The organism is Acidovorax sp. Root267 (genome assembly GCF_001429215.1).
GTDB classification, from domain to species: Bacteria; Pseudomonadota; Gammaproteobacteria; order Burkholderiales; family Burkholderiaceae_C; genus Acidovorax; species Acidovorax radicis.
Genome location: NZ_LMJC01000031.1, coordinates 155,337 through 176,610 on the forward strand (window position 1 = coordinate 155,337; position 21,274 = coordinate 176,610).

The 21,274-nt window shown below is 65.8% G+C and carries 20 protein-coding genes; 14 read left to right on the forward strand and 6 right to left on the reverse strand.

Going from position 1 to position 21,274, the window contains the following annotated elements; translation table 11 throughout:
• Window positions 1–26: 26 nt before the first annotated feature.
• Entirely contained in the window at window positions 27–824 is a 798-nt protein-coding gene (gene map, locus ASE39_RS21130; RefSeq protein ID WP_057272424.1) for a type I methionyl aminopeptidase, read from the reverse strand.
• On the reverse strand, window positions 824–1,078 hold the full coding sequence (locus tag ASE39_RS21135; protein WP_010460477.1) for a ParD-like family protein: 255 nt from the start codon (window positions 1,076–1,078) through the stop codon (window positions 824–826). Before ASE39_RS21135 ends, map begins: the two co-directional genes overlap by 1 nt.
• A 279-nt stretch (window positions 1,079–1,357) precedes the next feature.
• On the opposite strand from ASE39_RS21135, the gene ASE39_RS21140 reads away from it, so the two are divergent.
• Entirely contained in the window at window positions 1,358–2,068 is a 711-nt protein-coding gene (locus tag ASE39_RS21140) for a hypothetical protein (RefSeq protein WP_242421521.1), read from the forward strand.
• A gap of 95 nt (window positions 2,069–2,163) precedes the next feature.
• Here ASE39_RS21140 and ASE39_RS21145 read toward each other — a convergent pair whose 3' ends face one another.
• On the reverse strand, window positions 2,164–4,089 hold the full coding sequence (locus tag ASE39_RS21145) for a sigma-54-dependent Fis family transcriptional regulator (protein WP_057272425.1): 1,926 nt from the start codon (window positions 4,087–4,089) through the stop codon (window positions 2,164–2,166).
• Between the two features lie 279 nt (window positions 4,090–4,368).
• Between ASE39_RS21145 and ASE39_RS21150 the strand changes: the two genes are divergently transcribed.
• The 10 genes from ASE39_RS21150 (at window position 4,369) to ASE39_RS21195 (ending at window position 14,785) form a co-directional block, all read left to right on the forward strand.
• On the forward strand, window positions 4,369–5,844 hold the full coding sequence (locus tag ASE39_RS21150; protein ID WP_057272426.1) for a benzaldehyde dehydrogenase: 1,476 nt from the start codon (window positions 4,369–4,371) through the stop codon (window positions 5,842–5,844).
• 75 nt (window positions 5,845–5,919) lie between these two features.
• Window positions 5,920–6,687 carry a coniferyl-alcohol dehydrogenase gene (locus tag ASE39_RS21155; RefSeq protein WP_010460485.1) on the forward strand — a complete coding sequence of 256 codons (768 nt, stop codon included), beginning with the start codon at window positions 5,920–5,922 and terminating at the stop codon, window positions 6,685–6,687.
• Between the two features lie 15 nt (window positions 6,688–6,702).
• Complete coding sequence (locus ASE39_RS21160; RefSeq protein ID WP_057272427.1) at window positions 6,703–7,626, forward strand: alpha/beta hydrolase; 924 nt, start codon at window positions 6,703–6,705, stop codon at window positions 7,624–7,626.
• Between the two features lie 14 nt (window positions 7,627–7,640).
• Window positions 7,641–8,882 (forward strand): ABC transporter substrate-binding protein, encoded by a 1,242-nt coding sequence (locus tag ASE39_RS21165; RefSeq protein WP_057272428.1) that lies wholly within the window; start codon window positions 7,641–7,643, stop codon window positions 8,880–8,882.
• 89 nt (window positions 8,883–8,971) lie between these two features.
• The gene (locus ASE39_RS21170; protein WP_057272429.1) at window positions 8,972–9,874 is read left to right on the forward strand and encodes a transporter; all 903 of its coding nucleotides are present in this window, start codon (window positions 8,972–8,974) and stop codon (window positions 9,872–9,874) included.
• A gap of 30 nt (window positions 9,875–9,904) precedes the next feature.
• Complete coding sequence (locus ASE39_RS21175) at window positions 9,905–11,248, forward strand: ABC transporter substrate-binding protein (protein WP_057272430.1); 1,344 nt, start codon at window positions 9,905–9,907, stop codon at window positions 11,246–11,248.
• Window positions 11,249–11,254: 6 nt separating this feature from the next.
• On the forward strand, window positions 11,255–12,025 hold the full coding sequence (locus tag ASE39_RS21180) for an ABC transporter ATP-binding protein (RefSeq protein ID WP_057272431.1): 771 nt from the start codon (window positions 11,255–11,257) through the stop codon (window positions 12,023–12,025).
• Between the two features lie 2 nt (window positions 12,026–12,027).
• Window positions 12,028–12,825 (forward strand): ABC transporter ATP-binding protein, encoded by a 798-nt coding sequence (locus ASE39_RS21185; protein WP_242421531.1) that lies wholly within the window; start codon window positions 12,028–12,030, stop codon window positions 12,823–12,825.
• Window positions 12,822–13,721, forward strand: coding sequence for a branched-chain amino acid ABC transporter permease (locus tag ASE39_RS21190; RefSeq protein ID WP_057272433.1), 900 nt, complete (start codon window positions 12,822–12,824; stop codon window positions 13,719–13,721). Before ASE39_RS21185 ends, ASE39_RS21190 begins: the two co-directional genes overlap by 4 nt.
• Window positions 13,722–13,732: 11 nt before the next feature.
• A complete protein-coding gene (locus ASE39_RS21195) occupies window positions 13,733–14,785 on the forward strand; it encodes a branched-chain amino acid ABC transporter permease (protein ID WP_057272537.1) in 1,053 nt (350 codons plus the stop codon).
• 114 nt (window positions 14,786–14,899) lie between these two features.
• On the opposite strand, the gene ASE39_RS21200 is transcribed toward ASE39_RS21195, so the two are convergent.
• A complete protein-coding gene (locus tag ASE39_RS21200) occupies window positions 14,900–15,289 on the reverse strand; it encodes a nuclear transport factor 2 family protein (protein ID WP_057272434.1) in 390 nt (129 codons plus the stop codon).
• Window positions 15,290–15,432: 143 nt separating this feature from the next.
• Between ASE39_RS21200 and ASE39_RS21205 the strand changes: the two genes are divergently transcribed.
• Window positions 15,433–16,413, forward strand: a complete 981-nt coding sequence (locus tag ASE39_RS21205) for an AraC family transcriptional regulator (protein WP_082615536.1) — start codon at window positions 15,433–15,435, stop codon at window positions 16,411–16,413.
• 67 nt (window positions 16,414–16,480) lie between these two features.
• Here ASE39_RS21205 and ASE39_RS21210 read toward each other — a convergent pair whose 3' ends face one another.
• The gene (locus ASE39_RS21210; RefSeq protein ID WP_057272435.1) at window positions 16,481–16,903 is read right to left on the reverse strand and encodes a DUF1810 domain-containing protein; all 423 of its coding nucleotides are present in this window, start codon (window positions 16,901–16,903) and stop codon (window positions 16,481–16,483) included.
• Between the two features lie 1,006 nt (window positions 16,904–17,909).
• On the opposite strand from ASE39_RS21210, the gene ASE39_RS21215 reads away from it, so the two are divergent.
• The gene (locus ASE39_RS21215) at window positions 17,910–18,806 is read left to right on the forward strand and encodes an alpha/beta fold hydrolase (RefSeq protein WP_057272436.1); all 897 of its coding nucleotides are present in this window, start codon (window positions 17,910–17,912) and stop codon (window positions 18,804–18,806) included.
• 47 nt (window positions 18,807–18,853) lie between these two features.
• Here the strand turns inward: ASE39_RS21215 and ASE39_RS21220 are convergent, their stop codons facing one another.
• Window positions 18,854–20,548, reverse strand: a complete 1,695-nt coding sequence (locus ASE39_RS21220; RefSeq protein WP_057272437.1) for a hypothetical protein — start codon at window positions 20,546–20,548, stop codon at window positions 18,854–18,856.
• Window positions 20,549–20,712: 164 nt separating this feature from the next.
• On the opposite strand from ASE39_RS21220, the gene ASE39_RS21225 reads away from it, so the two are divergent.
• Window positions 20,713–21,207 (forward strand): alpha/beta hydrolase, encoded by a 495-nt coding sequence (locus ASE39_RS21225; protein ID WP_348981580.1) that lies wholly within the window; start codon window positions 20,713–20,715, stop codon window positions 21,205–21,207.
• The last annotated feature ends 67 nt before the right edge of the window (window positions 21,208–21,274 follow it).

Here is a 21,274-nt window from a genome sequence, read left to right on the forward strand (position 1 = left end):
CATAAAACGGTGCCATTGGCCGCATCTCAGATCGGCGGGTAGGCCCCTGTGCCGCCCGGCCAGGCTGTCAGCACCTCATAGCCATCGGGCGTCACCGCTACCATGTGCTCCCACTGGGCAGACAGCGACCGGTCCTTGGTCACCACCGTCCACCCGTCGGCCAGCTCTTTGGTCTCGCGCTTACCAGCGTTCAGCATGGGCTCGATGGTGAAAATCATCCCCGCCTCCAGCGTCAACCCTTCGCCGCGCCGCCCGTAGTGCAGCACCTGCGGTTCATCGTGATAGACCTGCCCAATGCCGTGTCCGCAGTATTCACGCACCACGGTGAAATGCTCGCGCTGCGCCACCGCTGCAATGGCGTGCCCCACATCACCCAGCTTTGCCCCGGGTTTCACTTGCTGAATGCCCGCGCGCAGCGCTTCATACGTCGTCTCCACCAGGCGCCGCGCCAGCACGCTGGGCGCGCCCACGCAGAACATGCGGCTGGTGTCGCCAAACCAGCCATCCTTGTTCACGGCCACGTCGATGTTGACGATGTCGCCCTTTTTCAGAACCTGGTGGGGTGAGGGGATGCCGTGGCACACCACATGGTTCACCGAGGTCAGCACCGTCTTGGGGTAGCCCAGATACCCCACGTTGGCAGGCGTGGCGCCTTGCACATTTACGATGAAATCGTGGCAGATGCTGTCCAGCGTTTCGGTGCTCACGCCCGGCACCACATGGGGCTCGATCATGTCCAGCACCTCTGCTGCCAACTGCGCCGCCCGCCGCGCCATGACCAGTTCTTCGGTCGACCGGATGGGGACTCCACCACTGCGCGCCATCAGTGCTTCCCTGCCGGGCGTGCGCCCGCTTTGTCCAGCTGCGCCGTTGCGGCCAGCGCCACATCCAGCCCGCCTGCCAGCTCTGCCCGCACGAGAAGTTGGCAGATTTCGCGGTGGTCCAGGTCGGGATACATCTCGGTCAGCATGCCCACCCGCATCCAGTGCTCTGCCTGGGAGTTGATGGACCGGCTGAGTGCGCCGCTGGCCACGCGCAGGTTTTCGTGCATCTGGTCTGAAATTTTGACAATTCCCATGGGCTATCTCTATATGAAACGTATGCGTATTGTATATGTTTTGTATAGTCGGCGTTGGGGTGGGGAATGTAGTTGGTGGCATCTCCACCGCCAAGGCCTCCAATGCAGTCGGAATGCACAGTGCTATGGTTTTTTGGACGAGTGGTCGGCTCTCAACAAGCGCTAGCAGCCAATTCCACCAATTTCTGCATAGTGTGTGGTTGAACTGTTGGCCGTAAAGATCCATAGCTGGTGTCGGCCAGGAACGGAGGTTGGCAAGAGGGTGCTAACGTCATATCCATGCTTGAGGACTATTTCTCCCTTCAATTGAAATTTGCCAAGTGCTACGCGGTGAAAGCAGCAGTGCCGTTCGACGTCGCCATTGACCGTTGTACCAACTTGCGACGCAGGCTGAATCTGTGGGGGGACACTGGCGCGAGTAGGTGGGATCTCTTTCTGGACAGGGTAAAAAGCGCGGTCGATGACCATGCCGAGCAAGTCGCTTTATGTGCCGAGTTCCAACGATCTCTTTCCTACGTCGAAGTCAAACGGTCGTTCGGCTGTTTCTCTTACGATCCGCCCGATGCATACGGTATCTTGCGCATCCACTTTGTTGCGCCGGATGGAATCAATTCCAGTCCGCTGGCTATTGAGAATTCCAGTGCGAGGAGGGCCGACCTGCAAGATCTGATTTCGCATGTTCAGCGCACTGAGCCCAGCGTTACAACCGTGCGCGGCGTTTCCTGGCTCTACAACCTGCAGGCATACAGGCGACTCTTTCCAACGGCCTATAGCGCTTCAGTTCAGTCCGCACGATTTCCTTTGCACTTGAACGGGAGTTCAACCTGGGGCCAGGTACTGAACTGGCGGCAGGAGGTGAAACCAACTGTACGAGATCAATTGTTAGTTCGCATCCATGAAATGGAGGTCACAACTCCTTGGCGGGTCTTTCCGCTCCAAGCTTTGGTCGCTACAAGCCAGATCGAGGTGTTTTATGACTGGTTCACATGAAGGTTTTCGAGTGCTGGGCATGGGCCCGAACCAGTCTTCCAAGTGACCTGCTTGGGTGACCGCAACTGTTGCAAGCCGCTCGCATTGTTCCCTTCTCAAATCCCAAACTTCTTCACCCGATAAGCCATCGTCGCCCGGCTGATCCCCAGCAGCCTTGCCGCCGACGCCACATTGCCTCCCGCGCTGTGCAGCGCCTGCCGCAGCAATTGTTCTTCGGCCTGATGCAGTGGCGCGACTGTTGGCGTGGCGGTGGGGGGCGGGTTCCAGCTGGATGTTGGCTGTGGGGGTGCTGGGTTCTGCGGGGCAACGGCCCCCGCGGCAACTCCGCGTTGCGGCTGCCCCGCCGCATGCAGCGTGCCCGTGCTGTTCGGATTCAGGTGCAGCGACATCACGTCCGAACTGGGCTGTTCGCCCCCGGCAAACAAATGGTGCGGCTCGATCGGCTCGCCATCGGTGGCCAAAATCACGCTGCGCTCGATCAGGTTCTGCAGTTCGCGGATGTTGCCGGGAAACGGGTAGTGAAACATCGCCTTCACCGCCGCCTGGCTGAAGCCCGGCACCTGGCGCTGGTGCTTGCGCTGGTAGTGCGCCAGAAAGTGGCTCATCAGCAACGGGATGTCGTCGCGCCGGTCGCGCAGCGGGGGCAGGTGGATGGGGAAGACGTTCAGGCGGTAGAACAAGTCTTCGCGGAACGTGCCTTCGCGCACGGCCTGGCGCAGGTCGACGTTGGTGGCAGCGACCAGGCGCACGTCCACGCGCACGGTGCGGGTGCCGCCCACGCGCTCCACTTCGCCCTCTTGCAGGGCGCGCAGCAGTTTGCCCTGGGCCACCAGGCTGAGGGTGCCGATTTCGTCGAGGAAGAGGGTGCCGCCGTGCGCGCGCTCAAAGCGCCCGGGGCGAGATGTGCCCGCTCCGGTGTAGGCGCCGCGCTCCACGCCAAACAGTTCGCTTTCCACCAGCGTGTCGGGGATGGCCGCGCAGTTGATGGCCACAAAGGGCTGGTCTTTGCGCGGGCTGATGCGGTGCAGCATGCTGGCAAACATCTCTTTGCCCACGCCCGATTCGCCGGTGAACAGCACCGTGGCGGCGGTGGGCGCCACGCGCTGCAGCATGTGGCAGGCGGCGTTGAAGGCCGATGACGCACCAACCATGGTGGCCTGTGCCGTGGGCTCGGCGGCGGTGCCTGCGAGGGCCGCTGAGGTTTTGCCCGGTGGCACGCCCAGGTAGGTGGTGCGCGCCTTGGCCTGCGCCCCTTCTGGCATCGAGGGGGGCAGCGACGCAGGCGGGGTGCCTACAAAGTCCTGCGCGTTCAGATAAAAGAGGTCCTGCTCGGGGTCTTCCCACAGGTGGGCCGACTTGCCGATCACGCGGCAGTGGGCCGCGCCGGACGAGCGGCAGTCCACCTCGCGGAAGACGATCATGTGGCCGAACAAGGTGCTCACATACCCTGTGGCGTATCCCACCTGCATCCAGCACGCGGGCGATCCGCCCACGCCATAGGCGGCAATGTGCTCGTCGTCCTCGCTGGAGTTGTGCCACAGGAACTCGCCTTCGTACGCGCCCCTGTCCGCGTCGTAGCGCGCGTGCACCACTTCCACCTGCACCACGCCCTCCAGCGCATGCAGGCGGGTGCCCGCAATGGCCGCGGCCGTGGGCTCGGCGTTCGGCCACTGCTGGCGCACCAGGCGGGCGTCGCGCGCGCCGCTCACGTAGCCCGCGCGGGTGAGCAGGCCGCGAGCCTTGTCCAGGCCGATGCTGTCGATCAACTCGCGCCGCAGCGAGCCCAGGGCCTCGGAGTGCAGCAGGATCATGCGCTGGTCCTGCAGCCAGATGCGCCCATCGCCGGGCGAGAAGAACAGGCACTCGCTGATGTCGGCCACCGTGGGGTGGGTCTGCTGGCTCACGCCGACGGTGTCGAACCCGCCCAGGGCAGAGGGCTCGGTCGGGGCAAGCAACCCCCCGGCCTGACCGGTGGCGGTGCGGCGGTTCAGATCGGCCAGGGAGACACGGCGTCGGGACATGGGCTTCTCCGGCAGTCATCAAGAATTGATCAGAAAGTGATCATTTGAGCAATTGGCAAGCTGCCATTTGTTTATGAATGGTAACTATTTGTCGGCAAAAAGTCGCCCATGCCAGCCGTCTTTCAGCCTAGGGAAAGTCCGTAGCGTCCCCTCTCAAAAAAGCCCCGTTGAGCGTGTTCAACGGCGTTGGGGCGCGTGGAGCTGGTACGCCCGTTGCAATTTGAGGTCACACCGCCGCGGCAATGCGGTGGGTTTTGATTTCAACCAAGGAGCAATGCAATGGGTGTTTCAGAAAAACCAGGCCTGCTGGACAACCGCCTGTGGGCGGGCAAGGCCTTTGACGGTGCGTGGGAAACTTCGCTGAGCACAGCGCGTGACGCGGTCGAGCCGGCTACGGGCCAGGTGCTCAGCCGCGTGGGCATTGCCAGTGCATCCGACATGCAGGCCGCCATTGGCCGGGCACAGCAAGCACAGGCCGCGTGGGCAGCGACGGCGCCGCGAGAGCGCGCCGCCGTGTTCCACCGTGCGGCCAGTATTTTTGAGCAGCACTTTGACGAACTGGCCATGGCGGTGGCCCGTGAAACCGGCGGCATCGTGCCCAAGGGCCAGCACGAGGTGCGCGAGTCCATCACGCTGTGCCACTTGGCCGCAGCCCTGCCCATGCAGGCCCAAGGCCAGGTGCTGCCCAGTACGCCCGGCCGCCTGTCCATCGCCCGGCGCGTGCCGCATGGCGTGGTGGGCGTGATCTCGCCGTTCAACTTCCCGCTCATCCTGGGCTTGCGCTCGGTGGCCCCGGCGCTGGCGCTGGGCAACGCGGTGGTGCTCAAGCCCGACACGCGCACGCCAGTCAGCGGCGGCTTCATCATGGCCCGCGTGTTTGAAGAGGCCGGCCTGCCCAAAGGCCTGCTGCAGGTGGTGCCCGGCGACGCCGAGGCGGGCGAGGCGCTGGTGGTGGACGAGCGCGTGCCCATGATCGCCTTCACAGGCTCGCCCGCCGTGGGCCGCCGCATCGGGGCGCTGGCGGGGCAGCACCTCAAAAAGGTGTCGCTGGAGCTGGGCGGAGCCAACAATCTCATCATTCTGGAAGACGCCGACCCCGATGCCGCAGCCAGTGCCGCGGCCTTTGGCGCGTGGTTTCACCAGGGGCAGATCTGCATGGCATCGAACCGCATCCTGGTGCACGAGTCGATCGCAGACGCCATCTTGCAGCGCATGGTGGGCAAGGCCACGCACCTGCCCGTGGGCGACGGCGCCAGCGGCCAGGTGGCACTGGGCCCAATGATCGACGCCAAACAGCTTCAGCGCTTTGACAAGCTCATCAAGGACAGCGTGGCCCAGGGCGCCAAGCTCGAAGCGGGTGGCACCTACGAGGGCCTTTGCTACAAGCCCACGGTGCTCTCGGGTGTCAAGCCCGGCGTCCGTTCGTTCGACGAAGAGCCCTTTGGCCCGGTGGCCAACCTCGTCACCTTCCGCACCGACGACGAGGCCGTCCAACTGGCCAACACCAGCCAGGGCGGCCTGGCTGCCGCCGTCATCAGCCCCAGCGTGGGCCGCGCCATGGCCATCGGCCAGCGGCTGCGCGCAGGCATGGTCCACATCAATGACCAGACGGTGAACGACGAGTGCACCAACCCCTTTGGCGGCCCCGGTGTGGGTGGCAACGGGGGCAGCGTGGGTGGGCCTGCGGACATTGATGAATACACGCAGTGGCAGTGGATCACGGTCAAAGACGCGCTGCCCGCATTCCCGTTCTGAAGTCGCAAGCCCTCGGCGCGGCTTGGCCGCGCCGAGGGCTTGTGCCCCCACCACAAAAATCAGGAGACAAATTTCATGACCCTTCACAACAAAACCATCGTCGTCACCGGCTGCTGCTCGGGCATCGGCGCAGACTTTGCCAAGCTCGCCCGCCAGCAGGGCGCCCGCGTGATCGGTGTGGACCGCAATGCGCCCACACTCACGCTTGACGGCTTTGTGCAGGTGGACCTGGGCGACCCGGCCGCCATCGACGCTGCCGTGGCGCAACTGCCCGCCAAGATTGATGCGCTGGCCAACATTGCTGGCGTGCCGGGCACATCGCCCGCCGAGCTGGTGGGCCGCGTCAACTACCTGGGCCTGCGGCACTTCACACACCGTGTGCTGGAACGTATGGGCGAGGGCGGCTCCATCGTCAATATCTCTTCCATCCTGGGGGCCGAGTGGCCTCAGCGCCTGGAGCCACACCGCGCTCTGGGCGCCACCACCAGCTTTGAAGAGGGCGCGAAGTGGCTGGCCGCCCACCCCGTGGCGCAAGACACCTGCTACCAGTATTTCAAAGAAGCGCTGATCGTGTGGACCTACACCCAGTCGCAAAAAATCTTCATGGAGCGCGGCGTGCGCATGAACTGCGTGGCCCCAGGCCCCGTGTTCACGCCCATCCTGGGCGACTTTGTGCAGATGCTGGGCCAGGAGCGGGTGGAGAAAGACGCCCACCGCATGAAGCGCCCGGCCTTCAGCGATGAAGTGGCGCCTGTGATTGCGTTCCTGTGCAGCGACGCGGCACGCTGGGTGAGCGGCATCAACCTGCCCGTGGATGGCGGGCTGGCTTCCACCTACATCTGAGCGAAGGGGCCACACATGTCCGCACAACAGCTCCAGGCCATCTTGCAGATGGCCGCGCAAAACCCACCGCCAGCCCAGCCCACCCCCGCGCAGCTGCGTGCGTGGTTTGATGCCGGCAACTCGCAGATGCCCCTCGCCCAGGGGCTTCCCATCCAGACGCTGCGCATCCCCAACGGGGCGGGCGGCACCATGGCTGCGGAGTTGCTGAGCACGCCGCAGGCTGACCCGCGCAGGCTCATCATTTACTACCACGCTGGCGGATTTGTGTTTGGCTCGCTGGCCTCGCACCGGGCGCTGTGCTCGTACCTGGCGCAGTTCAGTGGCGCGCAGGTGCTCAACGTGGACTACCGCCTGGCGCCGGAACACCCCGCGCCCGCAGCACACGACGATGCGCTGGCCGCCTACCAGTGGGCGCTGGCCAACGGCTACGCTGCGTCGGCCATTGCGCTGATGGGCGACTCGGCGGGCGGCAACCTGGCCTTGTCCACCGCCGTGCGTGCCCGCAACCAGGGGCTGCCCCTGCCTGCGGCCATCGTGGCCTTGTCGCCCGCGCTGGACCTGGCGTCCGAAGGCGAGTCCCACCACACGGTGGATGACCCGTTCATCACGCGCGAGCTGATGGGCTTTTTCAACGCCATGTATGTGCCGGGTGGCGATGTGCGTTCGCCCACGGTCACGCCGTTCTACAGCGCTGACCTGCAGGGGCTGCCGCCCGTGCAATTGCAGGTGGGCGGCTGGGAGCGCCTGCGCGACGACGCCGTGACCATGGCCGCACGCCTGAAGGCGGCGGGTGTGGAGGCGGAATGCACCGTGTGGGAGGGCATGGTGCATTGCTGGCAGCTGTTTGCGCCCGTGCTCGATGAGGCGCTGGCTTCGCTGGAGCAGGCGGGGCAGTTCATCGCCGCGCGCCAGCGCATTGCCGCAGCGCCCTCACGGTAGCGAAGGACGAACCCATGATGAAACGACCCACCGGCGCAGGCCGGGGCGCGAGCCTGCGCGGCGCAAGGAGCGCGCTGCTGTGGTGGCGCCCCAGTGCCCTGCTGTTGCCGCTGTGCCTGTGTCTGTGGCTGCTGCTTTGGCCCGCCGCCCACGCGCAGCAAGGCGCACAGCGGCCCATCAAGGTGGGTGCGGTCAGTGCCCTGAGCGGCCCCCATGCATTCCCGGAGTCCTCGCAGGCTGCCAAGGCCTACATCGACGCCGTGAATGCCGCCGGCGGCATTGGGGGCCGCCGCATCGAATACATCTCGCTCGACGAAGGGGGCTCGCCCACCACTGCCATGGCAGCGGCCACGAGGCTCATCAACGACGCGGAGGTGGTGGCGCTGGCGGGCAGTTCCGGCCTGCTGGACTGCGCGGTCAATGCGCCTCGCTACGAAGCGGCGCGGTTGATGTCGCTCCAGGGGGCCTCGGTATCGCCCGCATGCTTCCGGTCGTCGCATGTGGTGCCGCTCAACAACGGCCCCTACGTGGGGCTGGCCAGCGCCGTGCTGTTTGCCCATCGCACGCTGCGCAGCCGAAAACTGTGTGCCCTGGCGCTCGATCTGCCAGGCATGGCCGAGGGCTACCAGCAGGCGCTGGAGCGCCTGGGCACAGCGAAAGCCATGGAGGTGCCGCAGCTGCAGCTGGCGGGGCCAGAGCAGGACCCTGCGCCGCTGCTTCGGGATGTGAAGGGGCAGGGCTGCGACACCGTGATCTTCACGGGGCATGAGGCCGCGGTGCTCCGCTGGAGCGAGGCCGCCCACGCGCTGGGGGTTGGCAGCGTGACCTGGATCTACCTCACCCCGGCCTACACCGACCGCGTGGCCCGCGCGCTCGCCTCCAGAGACGGGGCCGTGTATGTGATGGCCGAGTTCGAGCCCTGGAAGAGCCGGTCCTTGCCCGCGCAGGACTGGCGCCGCCTGATGCAGGACGCTCGCCTGCCCCTGAGTTCGCTGTCGCAAGGCGGCTACGTGGCGGCCCAAATGCTGGTGCGCGCCCTGCGCCAGGTCGAGGGCCCCATCACCCGCGAGACCGTGACCCGCGCCCTGCAGCAGATGCCGCCCACCAGCCATCCCTTGCTGGGGATGCCATTCGAGATCGGCCACCGCCGCGCCCATAACCCCAACCGTGCGGCCCTGCCGCTCAAGCTGCAGCAAGGCAATTGGTACATCGCCACCCCCGCCTGGATCGAGGTGCCCGAGTTGCTGGCGCCCTGAGGCCGTGCCGCAGCGATTTGTGAACAGACCGATTTCCCGTGAGACCCGAAGCGTGCATTTCAAAAAACCAACCTGAATGAGGAGACAACATGACAACGCACTACAAAAAACCTTTCCGCCTGGCCGTGCTGGCCCTGGCCGGCACGCTGTGCGCAGCGGCCTTCGCTACCGAGGGCGGAGGCTCCACCTATCCGCTGGGCACCGAGAACTTCATGGCGGGCGCCGCGCCGCCGCCCGGCCTGTATGTGCTGGAGTACCTCAACTACTACACCACCAGCCGCGTGAACGACGGCCAGGGCAACGCCGTGCCCATCCCCGGCTTCAAGGTGCGCGCCGCCGCCGCTGCCACGCGCCTGATCTGGATCACCCCCCAGGAGGCGCTGGGCGGCCTGGTAGCCGCGCACGCCATCCTGCCTGTGGTGGACCTGTCGGTGCGTGCCGGCGGTGCAAACGATTCGCGCACCGGACTGGGCGATGTGACGGTTGGGGGCTCGGTGGCATGGCACCACTCGCCGCAGCTGCACAGCGTGGTCGGGCTCGATGCCGTGCTGCCCACGGGCGGGTATGACCGCACGCGCCAGGCCAATATTGGCCGCAACTATCTGTCGCTGCAGCCCCTGGGGGTGTTGACCTGGATGGACCCGAGCGGCTTCAACGGCGACGTGAAGGCCACGCTGAATTTCAACCGCACCAACAGCGACACCAACTACCGCTCTGGCCGCGAATTCATCGTGGACTACGCCGCAGGCTGGGGCCTGGGCAATGGCTGGGTGGTGGGTGTGGGCGGCTATGTGTACCGGCAGTGGAGCGACGACAAGGTGGGCGGTGTGTCGCTGGCGGGCTCGCGTGGCCGCAGCCAGTCCATTGGCCCGTCGGTGCGCTACGCCAACGGCAAGGGCTGGCTCATCACCGCCAAGGTCGAGAAGGAGTTCGGCGTGCGCAACCGTGCGCAGGGCTCGCAGTTCTGGCTCAAGACCACCATCCCTTTCTGAAACTTCAACGAATCGCTGGAGAAATATTCCATGACAACCAACACCCCTGAATCCACTGAGGCCGCCGCAGACATTGCGCAGGCCGCATCCCGCACCATCTCGCGCCGTGGGCTGATCGCTGCTGCAGGCGCTGGTGGCCTCGCGCTGGGTGCAAGCCCGCTGTGGGCCCAGGCTGCAGGCGCCGCGCCCGTGCTCAAGGTGGGCTTCATCAGCCCGCGCACCGGCCCGCTGGGCGCGCTGGGCGAGACCGACACCTTCATCCTGGCCCAGGTGCGCAAAACGCTGGCGGCGGGCCTGACCATTGGCGGCGTGAAGTACGCGGTGGAAATCCTGGATCGCGACACGCAGTCCGACCCGGCCCGCGCCAGCCAGCTGGCCAAGGCCTTGATCAACAACGACAAGATCGACCTCATGCTCACCACCACCACGCCCGAAACGGTGAACCCGGTGTCGGATGCGTGCGAGGCCGCAGGCGTACCCTGCCTGTCCACCGTGATGCCGTGGGAGGCCTGGTACTTTGGCCGGGGCGCCAAGCCCGGTGCGCCATCGCCCTTCAAGTGGACGTACCACTTTTCGTTTGGCGGTGGCAGCTTCACCACGTCGTACACCTCGCAGTTTTCTGCGCTGCCCACCAACAAGAAGATTGGCGTGCTGTACCCCAACGATGCCGACGGCAACGCGATTCGCGCCACACTGGCGCCCGAGCTGGCCAAGGCGGGCTTCACCGTGGTGGACGCCGGGCCGTATGAGAACGGCACCACCGACTACTCTGCACAGATCGCCAAGTTCAAGGCCGAGCGCTGCGAGATCTTCAACACCTTCCCCATTCCGCCAGACTTCGCCACCTTCTGGCGGCAGGCGGCCCAGCAGGGCTACACGCGCATGGTGAAGATTGCGCAGATCGCCAAGACGGGCTTGGTGCCGTCACAGGTGGAGGCCTTGGGCCCGCTGGCGCTGAACCTGGGCGCCGGGTGCTTCTGGCACAAGACCTTTCCGTATGCGTCGGCGCTGACCGGCCTGACGGGCGTGCAGCTGGCCGATGCCTACGAGGCCAGCACCGGCAAGCAATGGACACAGATGCTGGGCTCCACCATGTCGCTGTTTGATGCAGGCACCGAGGCGCTGAAAGCCAGCACCAACCCGCGCGATAAGGCAGCGCTGGCCAAGGCCATCAGCACCCTCAAGGCCACCACCATGCAAGGCCCGGTGGACTTTGCCAAGGGGCCCGTGCCCAACGTGTCGGTGACGCCCGTGGTGGGGGCCCAGTGGGTCAAGCCTGCGGCGGGCAGCAAGTTCAAGCTCGACATCGTGGTCACCGAGAACGCCACGGATCGCAACATCCCCGTGGCGGCGGCGCTCAAGTCCTACAGCTGATTGTCCATGCCACATTCACCTCCATATCCGCAATCCCCGCGAGCGGGCGGGCCGCAGCATCTGCTGCAGGCCCAGGGCATCGACATGCGCTTTGGTGCCTTGAAGGTGCTGGACCAGCTCGATTTTTTGGTAGGCACCGACGAGGCCGTGGGCATCGTCGGGCCCAACGGTGCGGGCAAGACCACGCTGCTGAACGTGTTGGCCGGAGCGTTTGCGCCGAGCCAGGGCACCGTCTGGTTCCAGGGGGTGGATGTGAGCGCCCGCAGTGCGGCAGACCGCTGCCGCGCGGGCATTGCGCGCACCCATCAGGTGCCTCGCCCGTTTCTGGGCATGACGGTGTTTGAAAACGTGCTCACCGGCGCCACGCATGGCGCGGGCCTGCATGCCCGCGACGCGGGTGACCGGGCCATGGAGTGTCTGCGCCTGTGTGGCATGGAGGCGCTGGCCAATCGCCGTGCAGAGACGCTGGGCCTGCTCGGCCGCAAGCGGCTGGAGCTGGTGCGCGCGCTGGCCACCGGCCCCAAGGTGCTGCTGCTCGACGAGATCGGCGGGGGCCTGACCGATGCCGAGGCCAGCGAGCTGGTGGACCTGGTGCGCACCCTTCGCAGCGAGCGCATCGCCATCGTCTGGATCGAGCACCTGGTGCACGTGCTGCTGCAGGTCGCCACGCGCCTGGTGTGCATGGACGGCGGGCGGATCATTGCCAACGGTGATCCGCAAACCGTGCTGAACGATGCCACCGTGGTCGAGGCCTATCTGGGCGGGGTGGCGGCATGAGCGTGTTGTTGAGTATTGACAACCTGAACGCCCACCACGGGCAGCTGCCTGCCGTGCGCAATGTGTCGCTGCAGGTGCGCCATGGCGACATCCTGGCCCTGGTGGGGGCCAATGGTGCGGGAAAGACCACGTTGCTGCGCACGCTGGCCGGTGCACACCGCGCCAGCAGCGGCACCGTGCGGTGGGACGGGGTGGACATCACCCGTATGCCTGCCCAGGAGCGTGTGGCCGAAGGCCTGGCCCTGGTGCCCGAGGGGCGACGCCTGTTTGCAGGCATGACGGTGCGCGAGAACCTGCTGGTGTCGCGTGCAGCGGGCAGACGGGGGCAGTGGAGTTTTGACACCGTGCTGGACGCTTTCCCGCAGCTTGCGCCCAAGCTGAACGCCCGCGCCGGCGAGCTCTCGGGCGGGCAGCAGCAGGCCGTGGCCATTGGCCGCGCGCTCATGACCAACCCGCGCGTGCTGCTGCTCGACGAGGTCTCGCTGGGCTTGTCGCCCGTGGCTGTGCAGGGCGTGTACGAAGCGCTGCGCGGCGTGATGGGGCAGGGCACCACGCTGGTATTGGTAGAGCAGGACCTGCAGCGCGTGCAAGCCGTGGCCAGCCGCATTGTCTGCATGCTCGAAGGCAGCGTGGTGGCCGACGCGCCTGCCGACCAGCTCACCCGTGCGCAGATCACAGCGTTTTACTTTGGCGCGCAGCGGCCCGAAGCTGCGCCCATCAGTCACACCACGGACAGTGTCGACGGCGAAGCTGCCAACCACGCGAGCCACGTCCACCCCGCCCACAAGGAGGCCGCATGAACCTTCTCAATCAGATCGTCCAGGGCCTATTGCTCGGCGGCTACTACGCGTTGCTGGCCTGTGGGCTGTCGTTCATGTTCGGGGTGATGCGCATCATCAACCTGGCCCACGGCAGCCTGACCGTGGTGGCGGCCTACCTGCTGTGGGTGCTGGCCGAACCGATGGGCTGGCACCCGCTGCTGGCCCTGCTGGCGGTGGTGCCTGCCATGGCGCTGCTGGGCTGGCTGCTGCACAAGCTGGTGCTGGAGCGCAGTGCGCGCCTGGGCGCGCTGGTGCCGCTGCTGGCCACGTTTGGCCTGGCCAGCGTGATCGACAACGTGTTGTTCCAGCACTTCGGTGCCGACACGCGTTCGCTGGCCACCTCCATCGGCACGCTGGCGTACGACAGCTGGGAGCTGCCTGGCGGCCTGTATGTGGGGCAGCTGCCCACCCTGGTGCTGGTGCTGGCCGTGCTGTTGCTGGGCGGTCTGCATGCCATGCTGGCGCACACGGCGCTGGGGCGGCAGATCCGCGCAGCGTCGGAAGACGCCGACACCGCGCGCCTGGTGGGCGTGCGCACCGGCACGGTGTTCGCGGCGGCTTCGGCCATCACCATGGTCACCGTCACGCTGGCCGGGGCATCGCTGGCCCTGCGGGCCACGTTCGATCCGTTCTCGGGCCCGCAGCAGCTGATCTTTGCGTTTGAGGCCGTGATCATCGGCGGCGCGGGATCGCTGTGGGGCACCTTGCTGGGCGGCGTGGTGCTGGGCGTGGCGCAGAACCTGGGGGCGCAGGTGCATCCCCAGGGTTTTCTGATCGCAGGGCACGCCACCTTTCTTGTCATCCTGCTGGCCCGGCTCTACGCGAGCGGTGCGCTGCGCAGGTTCTTCTCCACCCGCCGCAGGGCCTCGTCATGAATGCTCCTCCCATGATTTCTGCACCTCCCGCACCCACGGGTCCATCCCCATGGGTCATCCAGCGCTGGACGCGCGCGTCCATCGCCTTCGCCAGCGCCACCGTGCTGCTGCTGGCCGTGCTCTGCCTGGGGCCGCTGTGGCTGCAGGCAGGCACGGTAGACCGGCTCACCACGCTGTTCATCTACGTGATCCTGGCCGTGATGTGGAACGCTTTGGCGGGCTACGCCGGGCTGGTGTCGATTGGCCACCAGGCGTTCTTTGGCCTCGGGGCCTACGCCATGGTGCGGCTGGCCGATGCGGGCCTGGGCCCGTACCCGGCGCTGCTGGTGGGCGCTGTGCTGGTGGCCTTGGTGGCGGTGCCGCTGGCGGCTTTCATGCTGCGCCTGCAGGGCGGCGAATTTGCGATCGGCATGTGGGTGGTAGCGGCGCTTGCGCACCTGTGTGTGAACCTGGACAGCCTGGTGCAGGGCGAGACGGGCACCTCGATGATCGCGCTGCAGCAATACGCGGCCGACGACCGGCGCGCGTATACCTACTGGGCCGCGCTGGCTGCCATGGCGGGGCTGTGCTGGGTGGTCTTCCTGCTTCTGCGCAGCAAGGTGGGCACGGCCGCCCAGGCCATTCGCGACAACGAGACGGCGGCCATTTCGCTCGGTGTGCGCGTGGTCGCCATCAAGCGGCTGGTGTTTGTGCTGTCGGCGTTTGGCTGCGCGCTGGCCGGTGGGCTGTGGCTGGCCACGTCGATCAGCTTTCAGCCCAAGACCTATTTCAGCGTGCAGTGGACGGCCTACATGATCTTCATGGTGTTGGTGGGGGGGATAGGCACCATGGAAGGCCCCATACTCGGCGCGCTGCTTTTCTTTGCGGTCGAGACCTTATGGGGCGGGCAGGGTGTGCTGTATCTCATTGGGCTGGGCGCCATTGCCATGCTGTTCGCGCTGTTCCTGCCCAAGGGCATCTGGGGCGCGGTGCAGCAGCGCTGGGACGTGCACCTACTGTCGGCGGGCTACCGGGTGCGGGCACTCAAGCCGCGCAACCCTGAGGGAGGAATCAATTTGCTATGAATTGGATAGCGATAAGTGAATGCGGGTAAGCGCTGGGTGCCAAATTGATCCAAAAAATACCCGCGTACGCAGCCCAACCTGGTGGGGGCAGCGTGCGCGGGCAGGGGTGGGGAATCACTGGCCCCAGAACGCGTCTTCCTGCGCCGGATCGCTGGAGAACAGGCGGACTTCAACGATCTTTCCATCGGCGATACGCAGCAGGTCCACACCCGCCTGCTGGAGCGTGAGGCCGTCGCGCTCGCCCGCAAACTCGATGCTCACGGCCACCCAGTCGCCGTTGGCCATGTAATGGTCGGCCCGGGTGATCGCAAACGTCCCTTTCGACACGGCCATCATCTGGCCGAGCATCTGGCCCACGGCGGCCATGCCACGGTGCGTGCCCGAGAACTGGTTGTGGCCCGGCTGGTGCCAAACCACGTCGGGCGAGATGACGCGGCCGAGGGTGGTCTGGTCGCCGGTTTGTGCGGCTTGGATGTAGGTCTTGGCGATTTCAATGGCGTGCATGGGGATTCCTTGGTGAATTTAGGGCAACGCCCAGTGGGCGCTGTGAGGTCATTGTTGGACAATAAAAGCCCCTGAAGGCGGTGTAAACCGGGCGATTTACTGTCACTTCAGGACAAACCTCTGCACCCCGCCGTTGCTGACCCATGACCCCACGCCACCACAAACCCGCCGCAGCCCGCCACCCCGACATCCAGCACCTGAGCTACCAGCCCGAGGGGCTGTACCCGCTCGACCTTGAGATATTCCGGGTATCGGACCTGCGGCAACGGGTGGGCGGCGAGGCGCTGGCGTCCACCTACCGCTACGCCTTTCCGACCCTGATCTTTGTGACGCAGGGAACCTGCCTCCACCTGGTGGACTTCGAGCATGTGCGCTGCGGCCCGGGCTCGGTGCTGGTCCTGCGGCCCGGCAAGGCCCACAGCTTTGGAGACACCCAGGACTGGGACGGGTGGATGGTGCTGTTCCGCCCCGAATTTCTGTGGGCAGCGGCCCCCGCCGCGCAGGCGCAGGCCCCGGTCGACGGGCTGGACGGCCTGCCGACCGCGTGGGCGCTGGGCAGCGACAGCGCGCCGGTGATTGCCCACGCCATTGCGCAGATGCACCAGGACACGCAGACCCACGCCGCATCGCTGCATGCCCATGCCCTGTTGCGCTACCAGCTCTATGCCTTGCTGACGCGGCTGCGCATGGCGCACGAGCAGCAGTCCGCGCAGAGTGTTCCTCCGGGGCGCGCGCTGCAGAGATTCAAGGCGTTTGAGTTGCTGGTGGAGAAGCACTTTGCCACCTGGCACCAGCTGCCCCGGTATGCGCAGCAGTTGGGCTGCTCCGAGAAAAGCCTGGTGCGCGCGTCGCTGGAAGCAGCCGGAGTCACGCCCAAGGCCTTCATTTCTGCCCGCATCGTTCTGGAGGCCAAGCGCCTGCTGGCCCACACCACCTGGCCGGTGGCGCGCATTGCCGAGGGCCTGGGCTATAGCGATCTGGCGAACTTCGCCAAGTTCTTCAAGCGGGAGGCGGGGTGCACCCCGACCGAATTTCGCTGCAGGCAGACGGCCAATCAACAGGGGATGGCGGGGCGCCTGCAGGCAACGGCTTCGCACCCGATTCCCCCACGGCCCACAGCCTGAACGGCCCGGCCGCCGCGCCGGGGCATGCCCTGCACGAGACACACGGTGCCCGCAGCTGCGCAGCCAGCTACCCAAGCAGTTGGACCGTGCGCGGGTCTTTTGCCCCGCCGAAATACTTTTGCAGCACCGCCTCGAACACGCTGCCCGGCGCAGAAGCTTCGCCAAACAGCGTCATGCTGGAGCGCAGCTTGAGGTCGTCTGGCGAGCCCAACACATCCAGCGCAGAAGACGTCTCCAACCCCAGCAGGATCTGGCAGCACTCGCGCAGGCGGCCTGCCAGCACCGGGTGCGCCAGATACGCCCGCGCCTCTGCCAGCGATTGAATAGCGTAGCGCTGCGCCATGTCGCTGTGCCCCAGCCCTTTGATCTGCGGAAACACAAACCACATCCAGTGCGTGCGCTTTTTGCCCGCCCGCAGCTCGGAAATCACGCGGGGCCAAACGGGCTCCTGGGCTTGCAGAAAGCGGTCGAGGTCAAGGAAGAGGGGCATTCCGGGAGCTTGGTGATGGACTGGCTGATGATGTCCAGTGCAGTGTCAGGCCGAGCGGGTGGCAGCGGTCAAATGTGGATGCATTTGAGTCAAGGATGAACCACACCAGGGGCAATGTCGAATGACAGTCTTGCTCGGTTCGACCCACCAACACGGCAGACTCTCTGGGCCGGCCAAGCCAAAACGGATTGCAAGGCCTGCATCGGCACCCTGAACGGCGTGAAACATCTCAGTGCAACAGTACGCTTGAGACATCCTTATCCATTCGTACCGTTCTGGCTCCAGCTCCGATTTTCTCCACTCAAGGCAGGCACTGCATTGCGAAATATGCTCAATCGCTGCATTCAGCTTCGTGTCCCCAAACAGGCTCGAATCGACGTCAAGGCAATCGTCCAATGCGAGACTTAGGGCCGTTCGATCGCCTTGATTTGCGTTCCAAAAAGTCTTGATTGCAGATCGAGAAGCAGCACAAGCATGCGCTGCTTGGATTGCACCCGAAGGCTCAGTGCCCATCAGCTGTTTGTCCTTGCTGGAAGTCATAGGGGTGGCCTGAAGTTTGAATTCACCGGCATGTACGGCTTTGGCCCCGCTGGGGCGCCGGCGAAATTGTGTCGCAGAGGGGTTTCGACAAAATTGGTGGGGGCGGGACCGGCAACGCAACTGGAACCGCGACGAAATCGCCGCAGACCCTCTCATCTTGCGCGCCCTCCACTATGCCTGCGCCCCGGGCATGGGCTTCGGCCGGCGTCTGTGGTGTCTGGGGACGTGGTTTAACCAGCCGTCGCTCCGCGTTCTTGGGCTGGCGTGTTCACGGCCTGGGCCCCTGCATTTGACGCAGCTGCAAAAGCCGCCACAAGCGCCGTGAGAGTGGGAATGCGCATGGGGCTGGTTGGAGTTGATGGTGACTGGGAAGCCTCTGCACGGCAAAAATTGAATGGTGATGGAAGGTGATGGGTCCGGGAAATGTGACCGTGACACACCGCCACGCCCCGTGCAGAATGAACCGATGAGCACTACCACCACCTCCTCCTTCCAGTCCAACGCAGACGGCACCCAGGTCACCACCTACACCTGGGCCCAAACCCCGGGCCAACCTGTGGGCGTCGTGCAAATCTCCCACGGCCTTGCCGAGCACGGCGAGCGCTACGACCGCTTTGCGCGGGCCCTGAACGCCGCAGGCTTCATCGTCCACGCCGTGGACCATCGCGGCCACGGGCGCACGGCAGGTGGCAAGCTGGGTGACTTTGGCAGCGCTGGCTTCAACGGCCTCATTGCCGACGTGGCCCAGTTCGGCGCGCTGCTGCGTGCGCAGCATGGGCAGCATGGGCAGCAGCTTCCGCTTTTCCTGTTCGGCCACTCCATGGGCTCGTTCGCAGCGCAGGCGACCATCCTGGATCATTCATCCACCTGGTCTGGCGTCATCCTGTCAGGCTCCACCGCCCTCGATCTGTTCGCCGCCGCCATGGCCAATGCCCCCGCCGACGCACCCGCAGGGCTCGCGGCATTCAACGCGGGCTTTGAGCACCGCACCGGCTACGAATGGCTGTCGCGCGACGCTGCCGAGGTCGATGCCTACGTGGCAGACCCGTGGTGCGGCTGGGACGTGCCGCCCGACGTGATCCCCTCACTCTTCGCGCCTGCGCCCCGGCTGGCCGACCCCGCGCTGCTCGCGCGCATCCGCAGCGACTTGCCCATCCTGATTGCATCCGGCGATGCGGACCCGCTGGCCGCAGGCGGGGTCTTATTGGAGCAACTGGGGCAGCGGTATCGGGATGCCGGTGTGGCCGATGTGACGGTCAAGCTGTACCCGGCGGCGCGGCATGAAATCCTGAATGAGTCCAATCGGGATGAGGTGACGGGGGATATCGTGGCGTGGCTGCGGGCGCGTTCCCGCATTGCGTAGTCACGGCTCCCGTAGCAGCAGTCTGTTGAAACGGCTCCAACGCCAGTTCATGCGAACAGCTCTGCCACCCTCTCCAGGAATGCCTGCATGTTCAGCTCGGCATCCAGCGTTTCGCGGGTGATAACGTCGGCGTTCCCGTGGCGTACCCCGTACTCGATGCGAAGCTGCATTTGGCCGTCGTCGTCCAGTCCGTTTTCGTAGCCCATGCGGAACATGCGTGATATGTCGCCGCGGCGAGCCAGTGCCAAGAAGCGATGCTCGTCGAGGCCCGTGATGGGTGGAAAGCAAAGGCACACCACTTCGACCGCGCCCTCACCAGCCCTGCCGGGCAGGGTGGCCACATGGCATCCGAGTCCATCCGGGGGGATGCGCGCGGAGCCTGGCAAGGTGGAGGCCTTGTCTTGCCACACGCGCGTGACCTCGGAAGCACCATCCGGACCGGCGAACCTGGCCCAAAAGCCGCCTGGGTCTTTGCGCAGGTCCTGGTGCAAGGCTTCGGTCACTTCATAGTGGTGACAGCGCCGCCCACGCGGGTCGGGGGTGTGTGACTGCAGCGATGCAGGAATAGGGCGTAGTGCGGCCTTCCAGGCAGCTATGTCGTTCCAGCGGGCCAGTGGCGGCGTGTGGGCCAGCGTGGCGCGCACGGCCGCCAGGGCCTCGCGTTCCTGAGGCGCGCGCCAGTAGCTGCTGTGCTGCCAATGGTCCTCCAGCTCGCGGGCGATGGCGGGTGCCATGGGGTTGCCGTTGAGGTAGGCAATGATGAGGCGCTGCGCATGCGGGAATACCTCTTCACGCAGGCTGCGCGAGCCGTCGGAGCCGTCAGGGCGGCCCGACCAGGTGTAGGCGTTGCGGTAGGGAGTACGCACCGTGTCGGCGCTGGCGTCGTTGAGCAGTTGGTCCAGCCCATGCAGGTCAGTGCACAGACCCGCCAGGGGCAGAACCCGACCACATACCAGCGCAAGGACCGCTGGCAATTGCGACAGACGTTCGAGTGTCCAGCGGTGCAGGGATCCCGGCCCGGGCTCGAAGAACGCCATGCCCAACTCGAAGGCGGTGTCCCGGTGAGGCTCGGGGCCCAGGGCTTGTGCCAGCACAGCGGTACAAGCGTCATGCCACACGCGCAGGGTCAGGTTCAGCGCTTCATAGCGCATCAGATTCACTGCCAGCACCTGACGCACCGCACCGAGCCGTCGGGCGAGAACGATGGGCGCGCCGGGCTCGTCGGGTGGTGCAGCTTCCAGCTCAAAACCGCTGCCTGCCATAGCGCGCGCCAGGGCAGGGGCCAAAACTTCTCGCACCTCGCTCTCGCCGCGCAGCGCATCTGGCGGGCGAGCCCCCCAGGGCAGCTTTTCGGCGGGCGCCACAGGCGTGGCGGCTTGCGCGAACTCGGTCGGCACTACCCGGCCGTCGGGCAGAAAACCTACGCCCAGCGTCGCGTCATACGCCACCAATCCCAGTGCACCGGCAATCTCCACAGCCGCCCGGTATGCAGGCATCTCGTCCACGCTCGGCAGGTCAAACTGCCATGCCGCGCGACGGCAGGCGTTGGCCTGCTGCAAGGGCGTGGTGCGGCCCGCGTCCTTGAAGCGATCCTCGAACCGCAGCGCGAACTCGACAAAGCGCAGGTTCTTGCCATCGGCACGCGCGTGCAGTAACTCGCGCATGGCCTCCAGCGCCGCAAAGCTCTCAGGCAGCGGCAGGGCATGGCGATCGGGGTCGAAGAGGTGAAGGCTAGAGGGCATGGCTGAGCGAAGACAAAGGGTTGGCTCACGCAGCTTAGCCGCTATCAGGGCCTGGCAGCTTCGCCGTACGAGAGGGACTTCACGCTCACGTCGCGTAGCAGCATGCTGGCCTCCCGCTCTTGCTGTTCGGGCACTCCATGGGCTAGTTCGCAGCGCAGGCGGCGATTTTGGACCAAGCATCCACCTGGTCCGGCGCGGTCCTGTCAGGCTCCACTGCTCTCGACCTTTTCGCCGCCGGCATGGCCAACGCTCCCACCGGGCTCGCCGCATTCATCGCTGGCTTTGAGCACCGCACCGGCTACGAATGGCTGTTGCGCGACGCTGCAGAGGTCGATGCCTACGTGGCCGACCCGTGGTGCGGATGGGACGTGCCGGAAGACGTGATCCCCTCACTCTTCGCACCCGCGCCCCGGCTGGCCGACCCCGCGCTGCTCGCGCGCATTCGCAGCGACCTGCCCATCCTCATCGCATCCGGCGACGCAGACCCGCTAGCCGCAGGCGGGGTATTGATTCAGCAACTGGGGCAGCGGTATCGGGATGCCGGTGCGGCCGATGTGACGGTCAAGCTGTACCCGGCGGCGCGGCATGAAATCTTGACTGAGACGAATCGGGATGAGGTGACGGGGGATGTGGTGGGGTGGTTAAGGACCCGTAGTTAGGATGCATAGCCAATGCCTAGAGTCTGCCTGAGATCGCCAAGTCGCGCGTGGTATCAAGTACACCAAC